The organism is Sphingomonas sp. CFBP 13733 (genome assembly GCF_014841795.1).
Lineage (GTDB): Bacteria > Pseudomonadota > Alphaproteobacteria > Sphingomonadales > Sphingomonadaceae > Sphingomonas > Sphingomonas aerolata.
Map to the genome: position 1 here is coordinate 98,898 of NZ_JACYUP010000003.1, position 21,552 is coordinate 120,449.

15 protein-coding genes are annotated in these 21,552 nt (G+C 67.5%); 6 read left to right on the plus strand and 9 right to left on the minus strand.

Going from position 1 to position 21,552, the window contains the following annotated elements; translation table 11 throughout:
• The first annotated feature begins 97 nt into the window (after positions 1 to 97).
• Positions 98 to 979, plus strand: coding sequence for a polysaccharide deacetylase family protein (locus IFT71_RS08930; protein ID WP_192140381.1), 882 nt, complete (start codon positions 98 to 100; stop codon positions 977 to 979).
• A 12-nt stretch (positions 980 to 991) separates the two neighbouring features.
• Here the strand turns inward: IFT71_RS08930 and IFT71_RS08935 are convergent, their stop codons facing one another.
• From IFT71_RS08935 to IFT71_RS09005, 7 genes are all read right to left on the minus strand, one after another.
• A complete protein-coding gene (locus tag IFT71_RS08935; RefSeq protein WP_159512263.1) occupies positions 992 to 2,305 on the minus strand; it encodes an HlyD family type I secretion periplasmic adaptor subunit in 1,314 nt (437 codons plus the stop codon).
• Complete coding sequence (locus IFT71_RS08940) at positions 2,302 to 4,062, minus strand: type I secretion system permease/ATPase (RefSeq protein WP_192140383.1); 1,761 nt, start codon at positions 4,060 to 4,062, stop codon at positions 2,302 to 2,304. Before IFT71_RS08940 ends, IFT71_RS08935 begins: the two co-directional genes overlap by 4 nt.
• Positions 4,063 to 4,065: 3 nt before the next feature.
• Positions 4,066 to 11,289, minus strand: coding sequence for a peroxidase family protein (locus IFT71_RS21155; RefSeq protein WP_197976110.1), 7,224 nt, complete (start codon positions 11,287 to 11,289; stop codon positions 4,066 to 4,068).
• A 369-nt stretch (positions 11,290 to 11,658) separates the two neighbouring features.
• On the minus strand, positions 11,659 to 12,309 hold the full coding sequence (locus tag IFT71_RS08990) for an SCO family protein (protein WP_192140385.1): 651 nt from the start codon (positions 12,307 to 12,309) through the stop codon (positions 11,659 to 11,661).
• Entirely contained in the window at positions 12,306 to 13,367 is a 1,062-nt protein-coding gene (locus tag IFT71_RS08995) for a multicopper oxidase domain-containing protein (RefSeq protein ID WP_192140390.1), read from the minus strand. Before IFT71_RS08995 ends, IFT71_RS08990 begins: the two co-directional genes overlap by 4 nt.
• 26 nt (positions 13,368 to 13,393) lie before the next feature.
• Positions 13,394 to 14,590 carry a hypothetical protein gene (locus IFT71_RS09000; protein WP_192140392.1) on the minus strand — a complete coding sequence of 399 codons (1,197 nt, stop codon included), beginning with the start codon at positions 14,588 to 14,590 and terminating at the stop codon, positions 13,394 to 13,396.
• A 157-nt stretch (positions 14,591 to 14,747) separates the two neighbouring features.
• Positions 14,748 to 15,404: a LuxR C-terminal-related transcriptional regulator gene (locus tag IFT71_RS09005; RefSeq protein ID WP_192140394.1), complete on the minus strand. Its 657-nt coding sequence runs from the start codon at positions 15,402 to 15,404 to the stop codon at positions 14,748 to 14,750.
• A 281-nt stretch (positions 15,405 to 15,685) separates the two neighbouring features.
• On the opposite strand from IFT71_RS09005, the gene IFT71_RS21840 reads away from it, so the two are divergent.
• The 5 genes from IFT71_RS21840 to IFT71_RS09030 all read left to right on the plus strand — a co-directional run bounded on the left by IFT71_RS21840 (position 15,686) and on the right by IFT71_RS09030 (position 20,634).
• Complete coding sequence (locus IFT71_RS21840; protein WP_192140395.1) at positions 15,686 to 17,140, plus strand: ATP-binding protein; 1,455 nt, start codon at positions 15,686 to 15,688, stop codon at positions 17,138 to 17,140.
• Positions 17,130 to 17,732 (plus strand): response regulator transcription factor, encoded by a 603-nt coding sequence (locus IFT71_RS09015; RefSeq protein ID WP_192140397.1) that lies wholly within the window; start codon positions 17,130 to 17,132, stop codon positions 17,730 to 17,732. The genes IFT71_RS21840 and IFT71_RS09015 overlap by 11 nt, the downstream gene beginning before the upstream one ends.
• Before the next feature lie 68 nt (positions 17,733 to 17,800).
• The gene (locus IFT71_RS09020; protein WP_031441021.1) at positions 17,801 to 18,169 is read left to right on the plus strand and encodes a phosphonate transporter; all 369 of its coding nucleotides are present in this window, start codon (positions 17,801 to 17,803) and stop codon (positions 18,167 to 18,169) included.
• A 9-nt stretch (positions 18,170 to 18,178) separates the two neighbouring features.
• Positions 18,179 to 19,468, plus strand: a complete 1,290-nt coding sequence (locus tag IFT71_RS09025) for a sensor domain-containing diguanylate cyclase (protein ID WP_192140399.1) — start codon at positions 18,179 to 18,181, stop codon at positions 19,466 to 19,468.
• Positions 19,465 to 20,634 carry an AMP-binding protein gene (locus IFT71_RS09030; protein WP_192140401.1) on the plus strand — a complete coding sequence of 390 codons (1,170 nt, stop codon included), beginning with the start codon at positions 19,465 to 19,467 and terminating at the stop codon, positions 20,632 to 20,634. Before IFT71_RS09025 ends, IFT71_RS09030 begins: the two co-directional genes overlap by 4 nt.
• A gap of 17 nt (positions 20,635 to 20,651) precedes the next feature.
• Here the strand turns inward: IFT71_RS09030 and IFT71_RS09035 are convergent, their stop codons facing one another.
• Together IFT71_RS09035 and IFT71_RS09040 are read right to left on the minus strand one after the other, a co-directional pair.
• Positions 20,652 to 20,819 carry a hypothetical protein gene (locus IFT71_RS09035; protein ID WP_156360373.1) on the minus strand — a complete coding sequence of 56 codons (168 nt, stop codon included), beginning with the start codon at positions 20,817 to 20,819 and terminating at the stop codon, positions 20,652 to 20,654.
• Between the two features lie 200 nt (positions 20,820 to 21,019).
• Positions 21,020 to 21,232 carry a hypothetical protein gene (locus IFT71_RS09040; RefSeq protein WP_128082328.1) on the minus strand — a complete coding sequence of 71 codons (213 nt, stop codon included), beginning with the start codon at positions 21,230 to 21,232 and terminating at the stop codon, positions 21,020 to 21,022.
• Between the last annotated feature and the right edge of the window lie 320 nt (positions 21,233 to 21,552).

A 21,552-nucleotide genomic window follows, 5' to 3' on the forward strand; every position in this document is an offset into this window, starting at 1 on the left:
TCGGACCCGACGGTCCGCTCGCTCCGGCCGCGATCATAAGTTCGATAAGTATCTGCATTATGGCGTTTCTATCCCGCGACCCACGCGTTCCAGCGTGATGAGCACTTCGCACCATGGCCGCTACGCCTATCGCCCGATCGTCGACCGCCCGGACTATGACTGGCCCGACGGCGGCCGCCTCGCCATCTATTTCGGGGTGAATTACGAGGTGTTCGATTTCGGCGGCGGGCTGGGACCGGAACTGGCCCCCGCGCAGACCGACCCGGACGTGATGAACTATGCCTGGCGCGATTATGGCAACCGGGTCGGGGCGTGGCGATTGTTCGATCTGTTCGATCGGCTGGGCCTGCGCACCACCGCGCTGCTCAACGCCGACGTCCTCGATCGCTGCCCCGGGCTCGCCGAGGCGTGCCGCGACCGCGGCGACGAAATCGCGGCGCATGGCGGCACCAACGCGACCGCGCAAGGATCCCTGGCGCACCCGCGCGAGACCCAGATGATCGCCGACGTGACCGAGCGGCTGGCGACACTCGGCGTACGTCCCACCGGCTGGCTGGGGCCGTGGATCTCGGAGAGCGACACCACGCCGGATCTGCTCGCAGAAAACGGCTATCGCTATGTCCTCGACTGGGCACATGACGACCAGCCAACCCGGCTCGCGACCTCTCATGGCGGACTGCTCTCCATCCCCTATTCCCAGGAGATCAACGACCTGCCCGCGATCATCGCGCGCAAGCAGGAGGCGGTGACGTTCGCCGCCATGATCCGCGACGGCGTCGAACAGCTGCTGTCCGAATGCGACCGGCGTCCGCTCGTCCTGGGCATCGCGCTCCACCCCTATATCATGGGACAGGCACACCGCGTCCCCGCACTGGCCCGCGTACTGACCGAACTCCGCGCGGCGAACGATCCGCGCATCTGGTGGACCACCGCCGGCGACATCGCGACGCATGTCGAGGCGAACGGGCTGGCCGCCTGACCCCGCACTCACTCAGGCTTCACGACCGCCGCGCCACAGGCTCTCTTTCAACGGGCCGATCAGATAGTCGAGCGCGGACCGTTTCCGGAGCGGGACGAGGATCTCGGCGGGCATGCCCGGCGTCAGTGCGCCGGGCCCCTTGAGCGCGACGAGCGTCCGATAGCTTTCCGGCAGCAACGACGCCTCCGCCCGGAAGAAGCGGTTGCCGGTCCGCTCCTCGGTGAAGCTGTCCGCCGACACCGTGTCGATCCGGGCGTCGAGCGCGGGCATCGCGCGGTCGTGGAATCCGGTGAAGCGGACCTGCGTCGTCTGGCCGGGGCGCATGTCGTCGGCATCGTCGGGCGAGACCTGCACCTCGATCACCAGCGCCCTGCGATCGGGCACGATCTCCATCAGCGTCTGCCCCGGCGAGACCACCCCGCCGATGGTGTAGATCGTCGGGCCGACGATCGTGCCGGCCACCGGCGCGCGCACCATCGAACGGGCGAGCTGTTCGCGCGCCGCGAGCAATTTGGGTTGCAGCTCGTTCATCCGCACCAGCAGATCGCGCAGGCTCCCCTCCACCTCCTCGATCTGGCGACGATCGACGCCCGCGGCCGACAGTTCGGCTTCCCCGATCGCATCGCGCGTCTGGAGAATCTGCGCACCCAGCGCGCCATGCTCCCCGTCGAGCGCGGCCTGCGTACGCTCGAGCGCGCGGATCCGGTTGATCGAGGCAAAGCCCTTGGCGGCGATGACCCGCATCCCCGTCAGCTCGTCGTCGAGCAGCGCGCGTTGCCGGCGGTTCGCCGCGATCTGTTCGCCGAACCCGCCAATCTGTTCGGCATTGGCGTGGGCGCGCCGCATCCACACCGCCTTCTCGGTCTGCGCGGTCCGCAGGCGCGCCGCCAGCAGCAACCGCTGCCCGCGCAGCGCATCCTCCGCCAGCACCCGGTCCGCCGCCGGCAGCGCGCGGAATTCGACCGGCTCGGCCATCACCGCACGCCGGTCGCGTTCGGCGAGCAGGCGTTCGCGCTGCGCGAACAGCATCATCAGCTCGGCGGTCATCCCGCGTTCGAGCGCGTGCAGGTCCGCCGACGCGATCTCCAGCAGCACTTGCCCGCGGGCGACCTTCTGGCCTTCGACGGCGCGCAATGCCGTGACGATGCCGCCGTCGCGATTCTGCACCGCCTGCCGCTTGCCCGACACGATCACCGCGCCGCGGGCATAGACGCCGGCGTCGAGCGGCATCATCGACGCGCCCCCCAGCAGCCCGATGAAGAACAGCGCCGCGACGCGCAGGCCGCGCCGGATTTCCACCCGCGCCGAATCGTCGATCATGGTCATGACACCGCCCCCTTCAGTCCGACGACATTGCCGCGGCTTCCGCCGGCGCGACGCGCCAGCTCGGCCAGAACTTCCTCGGCCGGACCTTCGCAGTCGACCGACCCGGCGTTGAGGACGAGCAGCCGATCCGCGGCGGCCAGCACGCTGGTGCGGTGCGCCGCGATCACGATCGTCGCGCCGCGCTGGCGACTGGTCTCCAGCGCGCGCATGAGCGCCGCCTCGCCCTCCGCATCCAGCGCAGCATTGGGTTCGTCGAGCAGGAGGATCGGCGGGTCGTCGAACATCGCCCGCGCCAGCGCGATCCGCTGCCGCTGCCCCGCCGACAGCGCCAGGCCGCCGCGCCCGATCGGACAGTCATAGCCACCGGGCAGCGACAGGATCAGCGCGTGGCACCCCGCGACCTTGGCCGCGTCGATCACCCGCCGGTCGAACGAGACCGGGTCCACCGCGTTCGGATCGGCGAACCGGGCGATGTTCTGCGCCACCGTGCCCGTCAGGAAGCCGGGCTCCTGCGGCACATAACCGCGGTACCGCGCGAGCCGCTGCGCATCCCAGAGGATCGAGTCCGCGCCGTCGAGCAGCACCTGTCCGGATTCGGGCGCGATACCCCCGGCGAGGATGCGGATCAGCGTCGTCTTGCCCGCCCCCGACGCGCCGACGATGCCCAGCATCTGCCCCGCCTGCAGGTCGAAGCTCACGCCCTTGAGCAGCATCGCCGCGCCATCGCCGCTGCGCGTGGTGATCTTGCGCGCGGTGATCCGGCCGAGCGGCGCCGGCAGGACGGTCGCGGGCGCCGCCGCCGCGTCCGTGTCGAACAACTGCTTCAGCGATTTCAGCGCCTCGTTCGCGTTCTGCAGGTTCGACCAACCGCCGATCAGCAGCTCGACCGGCTGCAACGCACGGCTGAGCAGCACCGATGCGGCGATGATCGATCCGACCGAGATCTGCCGCTGGACCGCGAGGATCGCGGCGAGCCCCAGCGCCAGCGACTGGAGGAACAGCCGCATGAACTTGGCGATCGCGGCATAGCGCGCGGTCGCCATCTGCGCCGCGGCCAGCGCTGCCTGCCCGTCGCTGCGTTCGGTGATCTGCCGGTCGACCATCGCCCGGCCCATGCCCAGCGCGCGGACGAGCTCGGCCTGCTGGGCGATATCCTCCTGGACGATCGCCGACCGGGCATTGGCGGTGTGCGCGACGGTCATCAGCCCGCGCGTCCCCCGCTCGGACATCCATGTCAGCACCGCGAGGCACGCGCCCGCGGCGATGATGAACAGCCCCAGCAGCGGATGGATCAGCACCGCGGCCAGAACATAGATCGGCGTCCAGGGCGCATCGAAGATCCCGACCAGCGTCGGCGCGGTGATCACCTGCCGCAGCGTGTCGAACTCGCGCATCGCCTGTGCGGTCGTCGGGTCCCGCTGCCGGGTGTGACCGCGCTCGATCAGCCGCGCCAGGATCGCCCGGGACACACGCTGGTCGAGCCGCAGCGACACCTTGACCATCAGCCGCGACCGCAGGGCCTCCAGCACCCCGATCGTGGCGATCGCCGCGCCGAGCACCAGCGTCAGGATCACCAGAGTGACGACGCCCCCGGTCGGCACCACCCGGTCATAGACCTGCATCATGTACAGCGTCGGCGCGAGGTACAGGATGTTGACCAGCGCACTGAACAGCAGAGCGGCCACCACATGCGACCGGCACTGCCTGAGCGCGTCACGTACCGGCAGTGGCAGCCGGTCCTCGAACATCTGCATCATCGATCAGAACCCGAAATCGCTGTGGTCGATCGTCGTCGCGTTCACCCCGGTGAGCGTGATCGTCTGCGTGCCGATCGTGATCACCGTGTTGACGCCGACCTGCGAGATCAACACCTGTGCCCCGAAATTGGCGGCGGTGATGCCGCAACCCGAAACATCGAGCAGGTCCTGCCCCCCGGCCGCATCGAAGTCGAAATCGACCACCGTGTCATTGCCCTGCCCGGTCACGAACACGAACACGTCGTCGCCCGTGCCCCCGGTCAGCCGGTCGCTGCCGGTGCCGCCGACGAGCCGGTCCTGCCCCGCGCCGCCCAGCAGCTGGTCATTGCCCCCCAGCCCCTGCAACAGGTCGTCGCCGTCGAACCCGGACAGGATATTGCCCGCGCTATTGCCCGTCAGTGCGTTCGCGCCGGCATTGCCGTTGCCGTGCACCCCGGACGTGCCCGTCAGCGTCAGGTTTTCGAGCCCGTCGGCCAGCGTGAAGGTGATGCTGCTGGTGACCAGATCGACGCCGTCCCCGTCGGTCTCGTCGACGCTGTCCCCCAGAGTGTCGACGATGTAGATATCGTCGCCCAGGCCACCCGCCATCACGTCCGCGCCGGTGCCCCCGTCGAGCGTGTCCGCCCCGGCGCCGCCGAACAGCCGGTCGTCGCCGGCCATGCCGCGCAGCGTGTCGGCCCCCTCCATCCCCGACAGGATGTTGACGCCGGCATTGCCCGTCAGGATGTTGGCATCCGCGCTGCCCGTCGCATCGATCGCCGCCACCCCGCTCAGCGTCAGACGCTCGACCCCCGCCCCCAGCGTGAAGGACACGCTGCTGGTGACCGTATCGAGACCGTCCCCACCGGTCTCGTCGACCACGTCGCCGATATCGTCGACGACATAGCTGTCGTTGCCGCGCCCGCCGGACATCACGTCCTGGCCCGTGCCGCCGTCGAGCGTATCCGTGCCCGCACCGCCGAACAGCTGGTCGTTGCCGGCAAAGCCCGACAGCGCGTTGGCGCCATCATTGCCGGTGATGACGTTATCGGCGGCATTGCCCCGCCCCGCGATTCCCCCCGTCCCGGTCAGGGTGAGGCGTTCGACGCCGGCGCCGAGCGTGTAGGTGATGCTGCTGGTGACGGTGTCGATACCGTCGCTGCCGGTCTCGTCGACGATGTCGCCGGTCGTGTCGACGCTATAGAGATCGTCGCCGTCGCCGCCGGTCATGATGTCCGATCCGGTGCCGCCGTTCAGGATGTCCGCGCCCGCACCGCCGTTCAGCCGGTCGTTGCCCGACAGCCCGATCAGCGTGTCGTCGCCGTCGAGACCCGTCAGCGTGTTCGCCGCACCATTGCCCGTCAGGATGTTGGCGGCGGCGTTGCCCGTGGCGCTGGGCGAACCGCTCCCCGTCAGCGTCAGATTCTCGACGCCCGTGGCGAGCGTGAAGGTCACGCTGCTCTTGACCAGGTCGACGCCGTCGCCGCCGGTCTCGTCGACGACGTCGCCGGCATTGTCGACGGTATAGGTGTCGTCGCCCGTGCCGCCGGACAGGCTGTCCGCGCCGGTACCACCGTCGAGGTCGTCCGCCCCGCCCCCGCCGAACAGCTGGTCGTTGCCGGCCAGCCCGCGCAGCGTATCCGCGCCGTCGAGCCCGGACAGCCGGTTTACCCCGGCATTGCCCGTCAGGACATTGGCATCGGCATTGCCCGTCGCGTTGATCGCCGCACTGCCCGTCAGCGTGAGGCTGTCCACCCCGGCCGCCAGCGCGAAGCTCACGCTGCTGTTGACCAGATCGACGCCATCGCCGCCTGTCTCGTCGACGACGTCACCGACATTATCGACCGTATAGGTGTCGTTGCCGAGCCCGCCCGCCATCGCGTCCGCACCGGTCCCGCCGTCCAGCCGGTCGTTGCCGCCGCCGCCGGTCAGCCGGTCGTCCCCCGCGAGCCCCGCCAGAGCATTGTCCCCGTCATTGCCGGTGACGATGTTCGCAGCGGCGTTTCCGGTGGCGTTCAGCGCCGCGATCCCGGTCAGCGTGACGTTTTCCAGCCCCGTCGCGAGCGTGTAGGCGATGCTGCTGATGACGGTGTCGGTCCCGTCGCCCCCGCTTTCGCTGACGACATCGCCCGTGCTGTCGACGACATAGGTGTCGTCCCCCAGCCCGCCCGCCATGGTGTCGGCGCCCGCTCCCCCATCAAGGAAATCGGTGCCCGCGAGCCCCGTCAGCGTGTTGGCGGCGCCGTTGCCGGTCAGCACGTTGTTGCCCGCATTGCCGGTACCGCTGATTCCCGCGGAGCCGCCGAGCACCAGATTCTCGACCTCGGTGCCCAGCGTGTAGCTGATGCTGCTGGTCACCGTGTCGGTGCCGCCCAGGCTGCCCTCGACGACCGTGTCACCGCCGTCATCGACGACATAGGTGTCGTCGCCCAGCCCCCCCGCCATCCGGTCGGCCCCGCTGCCGCCGTCGAGGCTGTCGTTCCCGTCTTCGCCGAACAGACGGTCGTCTCCGTCCAGCCCGAGCAAAGTGTCATCGCCGCCGCGCGCGAAGACGAGGTCGGCGTCCTCCGTGCCGGTGAGCGCGTTGGCCTCCTCGTCACCGAGGATCGCGTAATCGGGGATCGCGACCGCCATCGTCGCGTCGGAATAGACCACCGATTCCGGCTGGTTCGTCCCCTGCGTGCTGAACCCGCGATTGTCGGTATAGTTGGTCGCGACGCGCAGCGGCTGGCCGATATCGTCGACCGTGACCTTGTACGTGTCGTCGGTCGCCCCCGCGATATCGACCCACGTCCCTTCGACCTGACGCTGCCACTGCCGCGCAAAGCTCGTCGTGCCGTCATAATCGATGAAGCTGCCCGTCGTGACCGTCAGCACCTGATCGATTTCCGGCTCGACGTTATCGATCTCGAAGCTGCCGACATGCTGGCGGTTGATCTCGGCGACGCTGTCGGCGAACTGGATCCGCTCGACGTTGCGCAGCATGTCGCTGCCCTCGTCGCCGACATTGTCGACGACGCTGACCCGCCCATCGGGCCGCAGCGTGATCGTGAAGTTGGAGCGGTTGCCGATATAGACCGCGGTATCCATCCCCGACCCGATCGTCGCCGCACCCGTGGCATAGCCGTTGACGGTCTCGCGGTAGACGATCTCGCGCGACGCGACGAGCTGGCCGGGGTTGATCGTCCCGTTCAGCAGCCGCGCCTGGATCTCCGTCAGCGAATCCGCGCGGAACAGCTCGGCGCCCGACCCGTCCTTGTTTTCGCGCACGCTGATGAAGACGTGCATAAAGGCGTCGCCGTCGATGACGTCGTTGCCCGCGCGCCCCTTGATGACGTCCGCGCCGCCGCCGCCGATCAGCAGGTCGTCGGTCGTGCTGCCGTCCATCACCAGCGCGTCGGCATCGCTCGCATCCCAGGTCTTGAAGCTCAGCAGCTCGCGCAGCCCGGTGATGAGCCGGACGCCGTCCTCGTACAGGTTGTTGCCGAGGATCCGGGGATTGTCGTCGCCGAGCAGGTCCGGGAAATTGGCGCCCGTGCTGACGAGCCCGAGCGGGATCTGCCGGCCGGTCAGCGTGTCGGCATATTTCCAGCCCGACAGCGCCTCGACCAAGTCGTTGCGGTCGCGCAGCGTGAACGCCTGCTGGTTGACCGCGGCACTCAGCCCCAGATCCGAATTGGCGGCGGTCGTGTCACCCTGGTGGATGACCCAGTCGAACCCGGCCATGCCGTTGTTGCGCTGGATCCCCGCCCCCTGGATCATGATGTCGTCGCCGCTCTCCCCGTCATAATCGGTGTCGTTGCCGCCGCCGTTCAGGATGTCGTTGCCGATGATCGGGCTGTTGAAGAACAGGTTCGAATTCTCGCCCGTCACGCTGTCGAAGCCGTCGCCGCCCTCGATCCAGTCGTCGCCTTCATTGCCCATCAGACCGTCGCTGCCGCTGCCGCCCAGCAGGAAGTCGTTGCCGCGGCCGGCGAACATCTCCTTCGCGTCGGTGCCGCCGACCATGAAGTCCTGGCCGCCGCCACCGAACATGATGTCGAGCCCGGAGCCGCCGCTGACGACGTCATTGCCCTCGCCACCGCGCAGGAAATCGTCGCCGAACGGATCCTCGATGATGTCGTCGCCGTCACCGGCATAGACCTGATCGGACTCCGTGCCCGCGTTCAGGTAATCGTCGCCGCCATCGCCCCACAGCGTATCGATGCCCTTGTCGCCATAGAGCCGGTCATTGCCCTCGGTCCCGCCGAGCACGACATGCTCGCCGCCGCTATATTTGAGCATCCCGCCATCGTCATGGCCGTCGCCGTCGACGTCCGCGCCCGGGGCGATCCGGTCCACCTTGGGATCGAACGCCTGCTGGAAACTGTCCTCCCAGACCGGATCGAACGTGCCGCCCGCCAGATACGTGCCGTCCTCGCCGATATTGGTGACCTGCGGCGTCAGCGGATCGAGCTCGAGGATATAGTCCGCGGTGTTGAAGATCTGGCCGTCGACATGCGTCGAATGCACGTCGCCCAGGTCGGAATTGCGCATCACGAGATCGGCGAAGCTGCTCTTCTCCAGCTCGTTGAGCATGTTCATGCCCTGCGTACGGCTGAGATAATAGAAGCGGTCGCCGTTCTGCAGGCTTTCGAGCTGGTGTTCGAACACATAGTTGAACGTCGAACCCAGCATCCCGCCGAATTCCATCTTCTCCTCGGCCAGACCGCCGATCCACAGATCGACCAGGTTCAGCCCGGTTTCGTGGCTATTGACCCCGTCGACGATGTTGGGCGCCCAGTTGCCCTTGCTCTGCAGGAAGTTGAGCCGATCGGCCGGCGCCTGGAGCACATGCTCCTCGACGCCCATCGCGGCATTCGCATGCACGACGATATCCGCGCCGCCCATCACCAGCAGGGTCGCGGCGGCGCGCTTGCCTTCCAGCGTCGTCTCGCCGGTGATCAGCGGATGCGTGCCATAGGCGGCGATGAAATTGACGATCGACAGCGGGTTCTTGATGTTCTGCGCGAAGTCGAGCCAGCTCGTATAGGGTTTGAGCTGCGACTCGTTGGTCGAGGCATAGAGCTCCGCACGCACCACGTTGAACGCCGCGACCCCAGCATCGCGGCCGCGCGCGATGTTGAGCGCGGCGAGATCGAGCGGCAGCCCGACGAGAAAATTGCGCAGCGAATCGGGCACGAACTCGTCGATCTCGCTCCCCTCGACGCGCGTCATCCCGCGGATGATGGCGCCCGCGGCGATCGCCGCATCCTCCTCGCCGGTGACGGGATCCAGACCCGCTTCGCCAAACGCCTGCGGGTTCAGGAACGCCTCGACCAGGCTCAGCGATTGCGTCGACAGCGTCGGATCGGTGATCTCGATCGTGTCGGTCAGCATCGAATGGCCGAACCGGTACACGGCGTGCGCGAACTCCGCGGTGATCGCAGGGTCGATGTCGGCGGTGTTGCTGAAGATGGACGGATCGATATTGGGCTGGATCCGGCGCGCGAATTCCTCGAACACCAGATGCTGATACTGCATCTCGGTGCTGAACCGCCCCGCCTGGAACAGCCTCTCGCCATCCCAGTCGAGCGCGGCGATCGCCTGCGTCTTCGCCGTCCCGGTCAGCGCCTCGATCGCATCGAGCTCCGCCTGCGTGATCGCGCTGCGCGTGCCGTCCGCGGCGGGCCGCAGCCATTCGTTGACGATGGCAAGGTCACCCGATGCGATGATCGTCAGCTTGTCCGCCTCGACCACGCGGTTGTGCTCGGAATGGAAGACCGTGTGGACCGCGGTCAGCCCGATATTCTCGTTGCCGCGGCCATCGCCCGTGACGAAATGCGCGTCGAGCATCTCGTCGTCGTAGGTCAGCGGGTTGTTGTCGTCGGCGATCAGGTCGCGCGCGTTGATCACGCCGTCCAGATTGACGTCACGCAGGTCGTCGAGCGTGATCACGTCGTCGCCATCCACATCGACGATCCGCCCCTCGCCCGCGACCAGGTCGGCCTCGTCGGACACGCCGTCGCCATTAAAGTCGAGCATATCCGTATCGGCGGTCTGCCGCACCGCGGGCGTCGCCGGGTTATGGTCGAGGTCGACCAGCACCGGTTCGGCATGATGCGCGATGTCGTTGAGGAACGCGTGGCCGGTGAAATAGGCGTTGGCAGGCACCGTGACGCCCTCGGCCGTCCCCTCGAGTAGCGTGCCATCCTTCAGCATGATCTGCGCATAGCCGTTCGCGCCGGGGATGAACCGGCCGTACGCGTCGGTCAGCAGCAGCGGCACATTGTGCACGTCGTAGTCGTCGAGCCGGATGCCGAGCATCGTCAGCGCCTGCGCCTTGGTCTCGGCCCAGTTCGCCATCCCGCCGATCGCGCCGTCGAGCAGCCGCCCGGTCGAGATCGCATGCGAATCCTTGACGCCGTCGCCATCCGAGTCGACCGAGAATTTATACTCGCGCAGGAACACCTGGTGCGACGCATGCGACGTATAGGTCTGGTTCTGGTCGATGAACGGCGTCGTGGTGTTGACTGTCTCGGTCCCGCCGACGACCGGGTTGCCGTTGGCGTCATATTGCGTCGACCGGGTCAGCGGCATGAAGTTGGGGCCGCCAGGCACATAGAGCGGATCGTCGGGCTGGAGCGGGATCAGCACCGTGCCGTTGCCGCCCTTGGTGATCAGGTCGAGCCCGTGATCGAAGAACTGGCCGAAGAACGTCATCCACGCGTTGAACGACGGCGACAGGCCGATGTCCGGCGACAGGTTCGGGATCGACGCCAGTTCCTCGTTGGTCGGGATATAGCCGTCGGGTGGCGCGTCGCCGCCATGCGCATCGGCATAGGCCGCCTGCGCATGCGCGTTGACGTACCAGGCGGCGATCGCCGCGGGATTGGTGCTGGTCATGTCGGCGATCAGGTTGCTGATCAGCCGCGGGTCGGCATCGACCACGCTGCCCGGCGTGCCATAATCGGTGTTGGTCAGGACCGGCCCGCCGGGCCCGGTGCCGAACGTCGCGCCGTCGTTCAGATTGCGGAACACCGGCGTCGTCAGCCGCGGCAGCAGCTGGTCCGCCGCGCCCAGCACCGCATTGCCCGGCAGCAAATTGTTGTAGCTGCCATCGACGGTCCGCAGACCATAGGGGATCAATTGCGCCTGGGGGCCCAGGATATCCGCGAGTGACTCGCCAGCGGCATTGCGCTCGCTGATCCTGATCTGCGCCAGGATGAAGTTCAGATCTCCCAGATCGACGGTAAAGTCACCAGACATGATGCAATTTCCCCTCTGAATGACGAAACGCGAAACGTCTCGACCGATCGTGATCGGGTCGTGATCGAAGACCGGCACACGTCGTGACGCCAACCTTCCATTCTTCGTTCGGCGGGATAAGGCCCATGAAGGACCTACGCCGGCCCCTGGCAGCCTAGGCCCTGTCCTAGGCCGAACGGCCGGGTTCGCGGCCGCTCCGCCTGGCGATGGATCCGAACACGCTTCGAATCCCGGTCTGTGCGAGGTCGAGCGGGGCCATGCGCGGCGCTACCCCGCCGCCAGTGAGGGGGGGCTCGTTCCGGCGGCGGGGTCCCGATCCGGCGAGCGAGTCAGCCGGTCGAGACGATACTGGACACAAAAGCCGCCGGGTCAGCCCCGGCGGCGTGCCAGATGACGGATCATGTCCTCGAGCGCGACCGACGGCTGGTCGTGCATCGCATAGCCCGCGACACGCGTGTCGGGCGCGAGGACATAGATGAGCGAGGAATGGTTGATGCTGTGCCCCATCTCGCCGGGCCTTGGCGGGATATGCTCGCGCGCGACGTTGAACGCCTGGGTCGCGGCGGACAGCTGCGCGCGCGTCCCCGTCGCCACCACCAGCCGCCCGTCGAACTTCTTGGCCAGCGCGCGCATCGCGGCAATGCGGTCGAGCTCGCCATGGCCATGATGCGGCGGCGCCTGCAACGCCATCGCCGCCGCCGCGCCCGGCCGGCGGAATCGCACCACGCCGAGCGGCGGCACGTCGATGTCGACGAACAGCGCACGCGCCGCGATCCCCGACTGACGCAGCCGTTCCGCCGTCTGCACCATGCGCGGAATGGCCATCGGGCAACTCGCGCTGCAGCGGCTGTACCCGAAGAACAGCAACGTCCAGCGATCGCGAAAGTCCGAAGGCCCGATCGGACGGCCTGCGACATCGGAAAAGTCGAACGCCCCGCCCAGTTGCATGGGCATTGCCGCATGCGTCGCATGGCCGGGACGTGCGGACGGGAGGGCGGATCGGGTCGGGGTCATGGTCATGATACGACAATCTGCGTCTTGGCCACGCCGCGGCCATTGTCCTGGACGCGGCGGGTGATCCAGTGGAGATATTCGATCGTTGCGTTGATCGCGCCGCGCTGAGTCGCGGTGATCAGGAAATCGAGCCGAGCGGCGCTGGTGAGCTCGATCGGGGTGCCCGCGGGAAAGACGATCGGCGCATTCCAGTTTTCCTTGCCCAGCCGGTGCCCGTCGCACGACACGCAGGTCACCGGCACCTGGAACGTCACCCGGAGGATCGAGTAGCTCGCGTTGAGCAGCCGGATCAGGATCGTGTCGCCGACCCGCGCCTTGGCCGCGACCCGCTGATCGGTCATCGTCTTGGTCGGGAACACACCGTTGATCAGGAAATATTTGGGCTCGAACCGGTTCAGCCCGACATTCTCGCCGCACATGCCCGCATCATGGTTGTTGCTCAGCACATTGTGCCAGCGCGCATCCATGTCGTCGCACACCCAGAGCCGCTCGACCTGATAGCGCTGGTAGGGCGCATTCTGCATCGGCGTCGAATAGAGATAGCCGGGGCCTTCGGGCGGATCGACGATCAGCCCGCCGAACATCCCCATCTCGAAATGCAGCGGGGTGTTGCGGTGGCAGTGATAGAAGAAGGTGCCGGGGCTCGACGCTTTCCACTGATAGGTGAACTGGTTCGCCACCTCGAACGACACATGGCCGACGCCGTCATGCATCGTCGTCGGCTCGATCCCGTGATGATGGATCGTGTGCGCATGCTTGGCGGTGAGCAAAGTGACATGCACGATCTGTCCCTCCCGCACGCGCATCAGCGGCGAGGGATAGGGCGATTTGATGCCGCTCGCCGGATCCTCGAACGCCCAGTAGCGCAGCCGTACCCCGTCGGGCGCGACCAGATTGCCGCTGGTCGTCACCTGCCGGACGAAGCTGATGTCGGGCGTCAGCCGGTCGGGCGTCGGCAGGCTCGCCTTGAAGACGTTGCAGCCGAACGTCTGGAAATTGGTGACGCCCTGTGCCGCGGTCTTGGTCCAGTCGATCCCCGACGGACTGATACTCTCATCGCCCATGGTCATTCCCCATCGTCTCGACCGGATCAGAAGGCGTAGATCGGGCTGGTCATCGTCCAGTGCGTGACCAGTCCCTGCGGATAATTGCCCCCGCCCGCGGTCTGCGACATCTCGGTGTGGCAGTGCATGACGTATTTCAGCGGGAACGGCTCCTCCCTCGGCGGCCAGACCGGCACGTCGGGCGGCCGCTCGAACGGCAGGATCATGTCCTTGCGGTCCATCGGCCGCATGACCCACACGTCGCGTTCATAGACGTTGGTCTCGCAATAGGGGACGCCGCTCGCATCCGCCTCGGTGCACTCGAACAGGTGATTGCCGTGGATGTGCGCCGAATGTTTGCACAGCCCGGCATTCATCACCCGGAGCAAGGTCGGTTGCCCCTGCTTCCCGACCGGCTCGATAGCCTGCGCGGCCGCCCGGTCGACGCTGGCCGTGGTGTCGTGGACCGCGGTATCGAACCCGCTCAGGCCGTTGATGTGGAAGTAATCGGGCAGGAACGCATCGATCAGCGCCTGGCCCGATATCCGGTAGCCCGCCGCCACGCGCGCGTTGATCGCCGAATCGGTCTGCGAGAACAGCCACAGCTTGTCGCGGGCCGGATCCCCCGCCTTCCACCGCTCGCCGGGAAAGCGCGGATGCCGCCCGAACGCATCGAACACCGCGGCGATCTGCGGCGTGTGCATCGCGCGGCTGAACGGCGTGGCCGAGCCCGCGACCGTCGTGCCCAGCGCAGGGTCGACGATGAAGGCGCCGTGCAGCCCCAGGATGCGGTTGAGCGGCGGCTCATACGGGTCTTGATAGAGATAGGAGCCGCCGACCGGCGCGACGAAGTCCGGCACCTGCCGCGTCTGGCCGGGGGGGATTTCGGGCACCGTCGCCTGCGGGATGCCGGTGATCGCAAAACCGTGCGGGACGAGGTCGTTGTTCGTGATGCTGATCGAGACGGGTTCGCCCTCGCGGTACCGCAACACCGGCTGCGGCTGGCCGCTTTCGTGGAAATAGAACACCATGTAGACGATCTTGCCGTCGATCATCTCCTTCTCGACCGGCTCGATGACCAGCCGGAGCGACTGCGCAAGATCGGACGCCCCCGACAGCGACATCGGCGTCGGCGCCGGGCTGCTGAGCGGCGTGTCGGTCGGCGTGATCATCTGCTGCGCCGTCGCCGCCAGCGCCACCGTCGTTGCGCCGGCCCCAATCTTCAGAAAGTCCCGGCGCTCCATCGACTATCCCCATGACGTTCGCGCAGCGCAATATCTGCCCGATTTCCCGGTATTTAGGTGCCAGACGCTGCTCAAGGATCAAGTAGGCCGCTCGGTCTAAGACCATGGACGATGCAGGGCCCGGGCGGGCCGCCGCGCGGCATGGCTGCAGGCCGGGTCAATAGGCCTGCGCATGCACCGACGCCACCGCACCGGTGCGGTTGTGCACCCCGAGCGCCTTGAACAGCCCCGACAGATGCACCTTGATCGTCCCCTCGGCGAGGTTCAGCGCATGCGCGATCTCCTTGTTCGACGCGCCCCCGACGAGCAGTTGCAGCACCTGTTGCTGCCGCCGGGTGAGCGCGCCCTCGGCCCGCACCGAGTCCGGTTCGGGCACCGACAGGTCGCCGACCATGTCGGGCAGGTAGATATGGCCCGCGGCGACCATCCGTACCGCCTTGGCGATCTCGTCCATCGGCATGGATTCGAGGATATAGGCGTGTGCACCCGCGCTGATCAGCGACAGGATCTTCATCCGCTCGCGCGTCTGCCCGACGACGATGATCCGAAGGTGCGGGTAGGACAGACGCAGCCGACGCATCATCCCGTGACCCTGGCCGTTCAGAACATCGGTATTGATGACGGCGAGCTTGGTGCAGTGCGCCCTCAGGAGATGCGCCTGGACGCTGCTCCAGTTCGATGTCGTCAGAACCGTATCGGCTAGATGCTGCTGGCTGAGAATGCTCGATATGGCGTAGCGGAATATTTCGGCATTGCTTGCGACAATAGCTTTGGATCTATCCAATTCGTCATTGCGAATGATCTGCTCATTCATGACGCCCCTCCATTGGATGTTTTTGTAATATTACGCGATAATCTTACCAAAGCTGCCTAGACCATTGGCCGAGGCTGCGACCACGCCGGGTCTTAGGCAAGTCCGTACGGATACGGACCCCAGACAGTCTGTTCAGGCTTGGCACACCATGACCGTCACACCGGGTTTGCTTCAATTTGAGACGGTTGCACTGCACGAAGACCCCGGCCGGTGTCTGGAAACCCCTATGCGGAAAGCGTAGCATTTTGGTTCTTTCCGGCGGATTCGAATTTGGAGCGATCGTGCAGCGGCTATGGGCCATCGTCGACCAGCAGGAGACCGCGTCCGACTGGCGCTGGAACCTGCTGCAGGGCGTGGGTTTCGGCAGCGCCGCGCTGGTTGCGACGGCGGTCGGCCGGCACCTGTTCGGAATCGACCTGCCCTTCACCTTCGCGCTGGCGGCGATCGCGATCGGCGCCGTCCTCGGGGGTGCGCTGACCGCATGCGTGGGCGCCGCGACGACGATCCCCACCGCGCTGGTGTTCAGCGCGCACCATCCGCTCGTGACGCCGCTGAACACGCTGGTCGTGACCGGTTTTGCGATCATCCTCGCGCTGTTCGGCGGTCGGATGACGCTGCTGCGCCAGCGCGCCGGCCTCGCGCAGGGCCGGTCGCACCAGCGCGAACTCTGTCTCCACTCGATCTTCAACACCACGCCCGCGGCGATGCTCATCGTCGACGCGGCGGGCGACGTGCTCGCGATCAACCGGAGCGCGCGCGGCATCCTCGGGATCACCGACCCCGATACCGGACGCCTGCGGCTCGCGGACCTGCTTCCCGGCCTGCCCGACCTGTCCGGCGACACCGCGACCGCGCACGAGCTGTGCCGCGCCGATGGCACGCGTCTCGCGCTGTCGCTGTCGAGCGGCCCGCTGCCGTTCGCCGCGACCGGGCTGCGCACGCTCCATCTCCGTGACGAGACCGAACAGGTCGCCGCCGCCGAACGGCTCGCGCTGTTGCAGGCGGAGCTCCACCAGCTCGCACGCGCCACCGCGCTCGGCCAGCTCGGCTCGGCGATCGCGCATGAACTGAACCAGCCGCTGGCGACCGCCGCGAACTTCGCCACCGTCGCGCAGGCGGCGCTGGCGCGCGGCCGCGATGTAGGCGAGGTCGGCGCGGCGCTCGACGGCGCGGTCCAGGAGATCTTCCGGGCGGCCGCCGTGCTCAAAAGGCTGCGCCGGTTCGTCGAGCGCGGCCCGTTACAGGCGCAATGGGTCGATGCGCGCGACATCATCACGGAGGGGGCGATGCTCGGCATGCTCGCGGTCCGTCAGGCCGGAGCGGAGCTGAAGGTCAATATCGCGCCCGATCTCGGCGAATTGTGGATCGATGCGATCCAGATCCAGCAGGTCCTGCTCAACCTGATCGTCAATGCGGCCGATGCGGTGTCCGACACGGCGATCCGCGTGATCGATCTGCGCGCCGTCTCGGGACCGGACGGGCAGTGCACGATCACCGTCTCGGACACCGGCCCCGGCATCGCACCCGGCCAGGAACAGGCGATCTTCGCCCCGTTCCGGACCAGCAAGCCCCATGGCCTCGGTGTCGGGCTCGCCATCTGCCGCGCGATCGTCGACGCGCATGAGGGGACGATCACCGCCGCGACGAACAGCGGCGGCGGCGCGACCATCCGCGTCTCGCTGCCGCAACGTCCTGGTATCGGGGCCAGTGGAGAAATGGTCGCCCATGCCGCGTGACCGGCCGATCTACATCATCGATGACGAGCCCCAGATGTGCCGCTCGCTCGAAATGCTCCTCGCGCTGGAGGAGTTCGAAACCCGATCCTTCCCCAGCGTCGAGGCGTTCATCCGCGACCTCCCGCGGCTCCCGCCCGGGATCATCCTCAGCGACGTCGCGCTGGGCGGCCTCAGCGGGCTTGAGCTGCTGCAGACCCTCCCTTCGCTCGACCGGTCGGACCCGGTGATCCTCGTCACCGGGCACGCGGATATCCCGATGGCGGTAGCGGCGATGAAATCGGGCGCCGCCGACCTGCTCGAAAAGCCGTTCGAGGCACAGCGGCTGCTCGGCGCGGTGGCGGCGGTCCGCGACCGGATCCTGCAATCGACCCTGCTCGAGAAGCGCCTCGCCTCGCTCTCGCACCGGGAACGCCAGGTCCTGCGCCAGATCGTCGAGGGGCTGACCGCGAAACAGATCGCGACGCGGCTGGATATCAGCCCGCGCACGGTGGAAACCTACCGCGAGCATCTCATGCGCAAGACGGGCGCGACCAGCCTGGCGCAGCTCGTCCGGTTCGCGGTCGAGGCGCGCGTCACGTGCGTGCCGTTGTAAGAAACAGGTGATCTTAGGCTATGCTTAACCCCGCCGCCCCATAGCGCAGTCGCAGGGAGACCGTGGCTATGGTACTGGAACAATACAGTTTTGATAATGTCGCGCTGCCCGAGCTCGACACGATGCGCGTCGAGGACCGCGACACCCTGCCGTTCGGGGTGGTCGGGTTTAATGCCGACACGCTCGTCCAGGTCTATAACGCGACCGAGGCGCGGATGTCGGGCCTGGATCCCGCGACCGTGATGGGCGTGCCGTTCTTCGATGCGGTGGCGCAGTGCATGAACAATTTCATGGTCGCGCAGCGGTTCGAGGACGAGCCCGAGATCGACGACATCGTCCCCTATGTCCTGACGCTGCGGATGCGCCCGACCAGGGTCCGGCTGCGTCTGCTCGCGACACCCGGCATTGCGCGCCGCTATATCCTCATCGAACGCTAAGCCGCTTCGATGAGCGATAGGTCGAGCGAGGAAGAGCTTCTCGAGTTTCTGTACGCCTGCCCCGTCGGCCTGATCGAGTGCGACAGCAGCGGCGCGATCGCGATGATGAACCCGCACGCGATGCAGCATCTCCTGCCGCTCGCCGGGCCGCGCGATCCCGGTAACCTGTTCGCCGCGCTCGAACATCATGCGCCCGAATTGCGCAGCATCGTCGCGGCCTATGCGCCGGCGACGGGCCGGATCTGCGATGGCCACCGGATCTTCGTCGATCTCGCCGCGCGACGGCGCACCACCACGCCCAAGGTGCTGGCGTGCACCCTGGTCAAGCTCGGCCCCGATCGGCTGATGGCGACGCTGTCCGATATCAGCGAACAGGTCGCCCAGGAGGCGCGGCTGCGTCAGGCGGATACCTGGTTTGCGACCCTGCTCGACAGCGTCAGCCATTATGCCGCGCTGACGATCACGCCCAGCGGAGAGATCCAGTCCGCCGACGCCTGCTTCGCCCGCCAGACTGGACACGCCGCCGCCGATGTCATCGGACGCCACCTCGCCGAGATTGGCGGGAGCGAGGCGAGCGGCGGCGATCTTCGCCTGGACGAGCAGCTGCTGATCGCCGCGCGCGAGGGCTGGCATCTCCAGGAGGGATGGCAGCAGCGCGCGGATGGCGAGCGCTACTGGTGCCAGCGGCTCGTCGTCGCGCGGTCCGAGCGGGGCGAGCCCCGCGCCTCCGGCTTTTCCGTCATCCTGCGCGACGTGCCGCGGCGTGGCGAGGCGGCGGCGGACATGCGCCGCCTGTTGAACCATGATCACCTGACGGGCGCCGCCAACCGACGGCATTTCGGCGAGGTGCTGAAACGCGAACAGCGTCATTGGCGCGAGCTGCGACAATCGCTGTCGCTGATCGTTCTCGACCTCGATCATTTCAAGGCAGTCAACGACACGCATGGCCACCCGGTCGGCGACACACTGCTCCGCCGCGTTACCGATGTCTGTACCGCGCTGCTCCCGCCCTGCGGGATATTCGCGCGGCTCGGGGGCGAGGAGTTCGGCGTCCTGCTGCCGCGCTATGACGAGGATCAGGCGGCGGCGCTTGCCGAGGCGATGCGCGCGGCGATCGCCGGCATCGCGGTCGACACGCCGCGCGGTGGCTTGCACGTCACCGCCAGCCTGGGCTGCGCCACGCTGAACGAAACCGACGGTTCGATCGATGCGCTGCTCGCGCTCGCGGATGATCGCCTCTACGCCGCCAAGCATGCCGGGCGGAACCGGGTCCGCTCGCGCGAGACCGCGACCGCGTGACCCGGCCCGGCCTGTCGCGCGCCGCGGTGCACCGCATCGCCGGCGCGGTCGTCGCGACCGAGATGGCGCGGCTCCGCGATCCCGCCCCGCCCGCCGCGACACGCGGCGACTGGCCCGACATGATGCCAATCGGCGACGAGGGCCTCGGACTCGATTCGATGGAGCAGCTCGGCGCGCTGGGCGCGCTGGCCGAGGCGTTCGACCTCGACGACGATACGCTTGGCGATGGACCGCCGCAGACGGTCGGCGCCTGGACCGACTGGATCCTGCGTGCGCACGCCGCAGGGCCCGGCCGGATCGCGGTGCGGACGTCCGGCTCGACCGGCAGCCCGCGCCTCTGTATCCACGCCGTCGCCGACCTGCTCGAAGAGGCGGCCTTCTTAGCGACACGGTTCGCCGACCGGCGCCGGGTCGTCGCCCTGGTCCCCGCCGATCATCTCTACGGGCTGGTCTGGACCGCGCTGCTGCCCGACGCGCTGGGCGTTCCCGTCGTCGTGCGGACGGTCGGCGCACCGCTGTCGCTCGAGGCGGGCGATCTCGTCGTCGCGGTGCCCGATCAGTGGCGCGCGCTGTCACGGATGACGCGCCGCTGGCCGGGGGATGTCGTCGGCGTCAGTTCGGCCGGGCCGCTCGACGACACCGTCGCCGCCGTGCTGCTCGCGGCGGGGCTTGCCGGGCTGGTCGATATCTACGGCGCCTCCGAAACCGGCGGTATCGCGATCCGCGCGCTGCCCGCGCTCGATTATGACCTGCTGCCCCGCTGGCAGCTCACCGCCGCCGACCCGGATGACTGGCGGCTCGTCGACTGCGACGGCCGGCACCACGACCTACCCGACCATGTCGCGCGTCTCGGCGAGCGCGTCATTCGCCCGGTCGGCCGGCGCGACGGGGCGGTCCAGGTCGCCGGGCACAATGTCTGGCCAGGGCGCGTCGCCGGCGTGCTGCGGACGGTGGAGGGTGTCGCGGACGTCGCGGTGCGGCTGCACGGCAATGGCCGGTTGAAGGCGTTCGTCGTGCCGCACCCCGGTCAGGACCCCGCCCGGCTGTCCGCGCGGATCGAGCAGTTGGCGGCGAACCGGCTCACCGATCCCGAGCGTCCGAAGGCCTATCGCTTCGGCACGGCGGTGCCGCGCACGGCCATGGGAAAGCTCGAAGACTGGGGCTGATGCCGCCCCGCCGGCGTCTAGCGCCCAGTCAGCGCATAGCCGCGGGTCTTCTCGCCGAGCGCGGCGTAGATCGCGGCCTGATCGAGGAGCAGGTGACGCTGTTCGTCGGTCTCCGCAGCCGCGGCCGCGGCCAGCGCGTCGATCGTCAGCCGCTCATAGTCGGGGGTCGGGTCTTGGTCTGGCATGGGCCTGCCGTTCATTCCTCTTCACGATGTCCCGTGACGATAAATGGCCTGCCTCCGGCCGCAACCTGCTTAAAACGCTGCTTAACCGGCCAGAGAGGTTGCGCACCTCCGGGCGCCGTCGCACGGCTGCGGATACTATTCCGGCATCGGCATCGCGGATTTCCGCCGTCACGGTCGCCGTCACGGCCGTGTAACCTGAGTTAAGATTCCGACCCATATAGACGCGTGACAACAAACCCATCCTGCCACATCGCGCGCAGCACTGGATCGCGAATCTCGTCATAGGGGCAAAGCGCGAGATGGGCGACCGGATCGCTCGCGGCGATACGGCCGTCATTTCTGGCTTTCAAACAGTCTCTTGCGAAATCCGGCATCTTGCGGCCCCACTGCTGTCGTCGCGTCGTCCGCCCCATGCTCAGATCCTTACAAAAAGGGCAATGGCTTGTCCCAAACCGACACAGCGCCCCACGCCGCGCCGGGACATGGTTCGCCACGCCGCGAGCGGCACGGTCCGCACTGTCTCTACAGAAGCGACGATCGCGGCCGACGCTCTACGCAAATACAGCCGGACCAGCGAGACTCACCCGACGCCCGGATGCGGCAGGTGAACCAGCAACGCCTGCCATCTCTCACAAGGATGTTCGCCAAAGATTTGAGTCTTTACGTTCTTCGACGTTACCGCACTGCAGCAAAGTCTGTGCGCATTGCAGCGGTGATTTATCGCGCCCGCCTT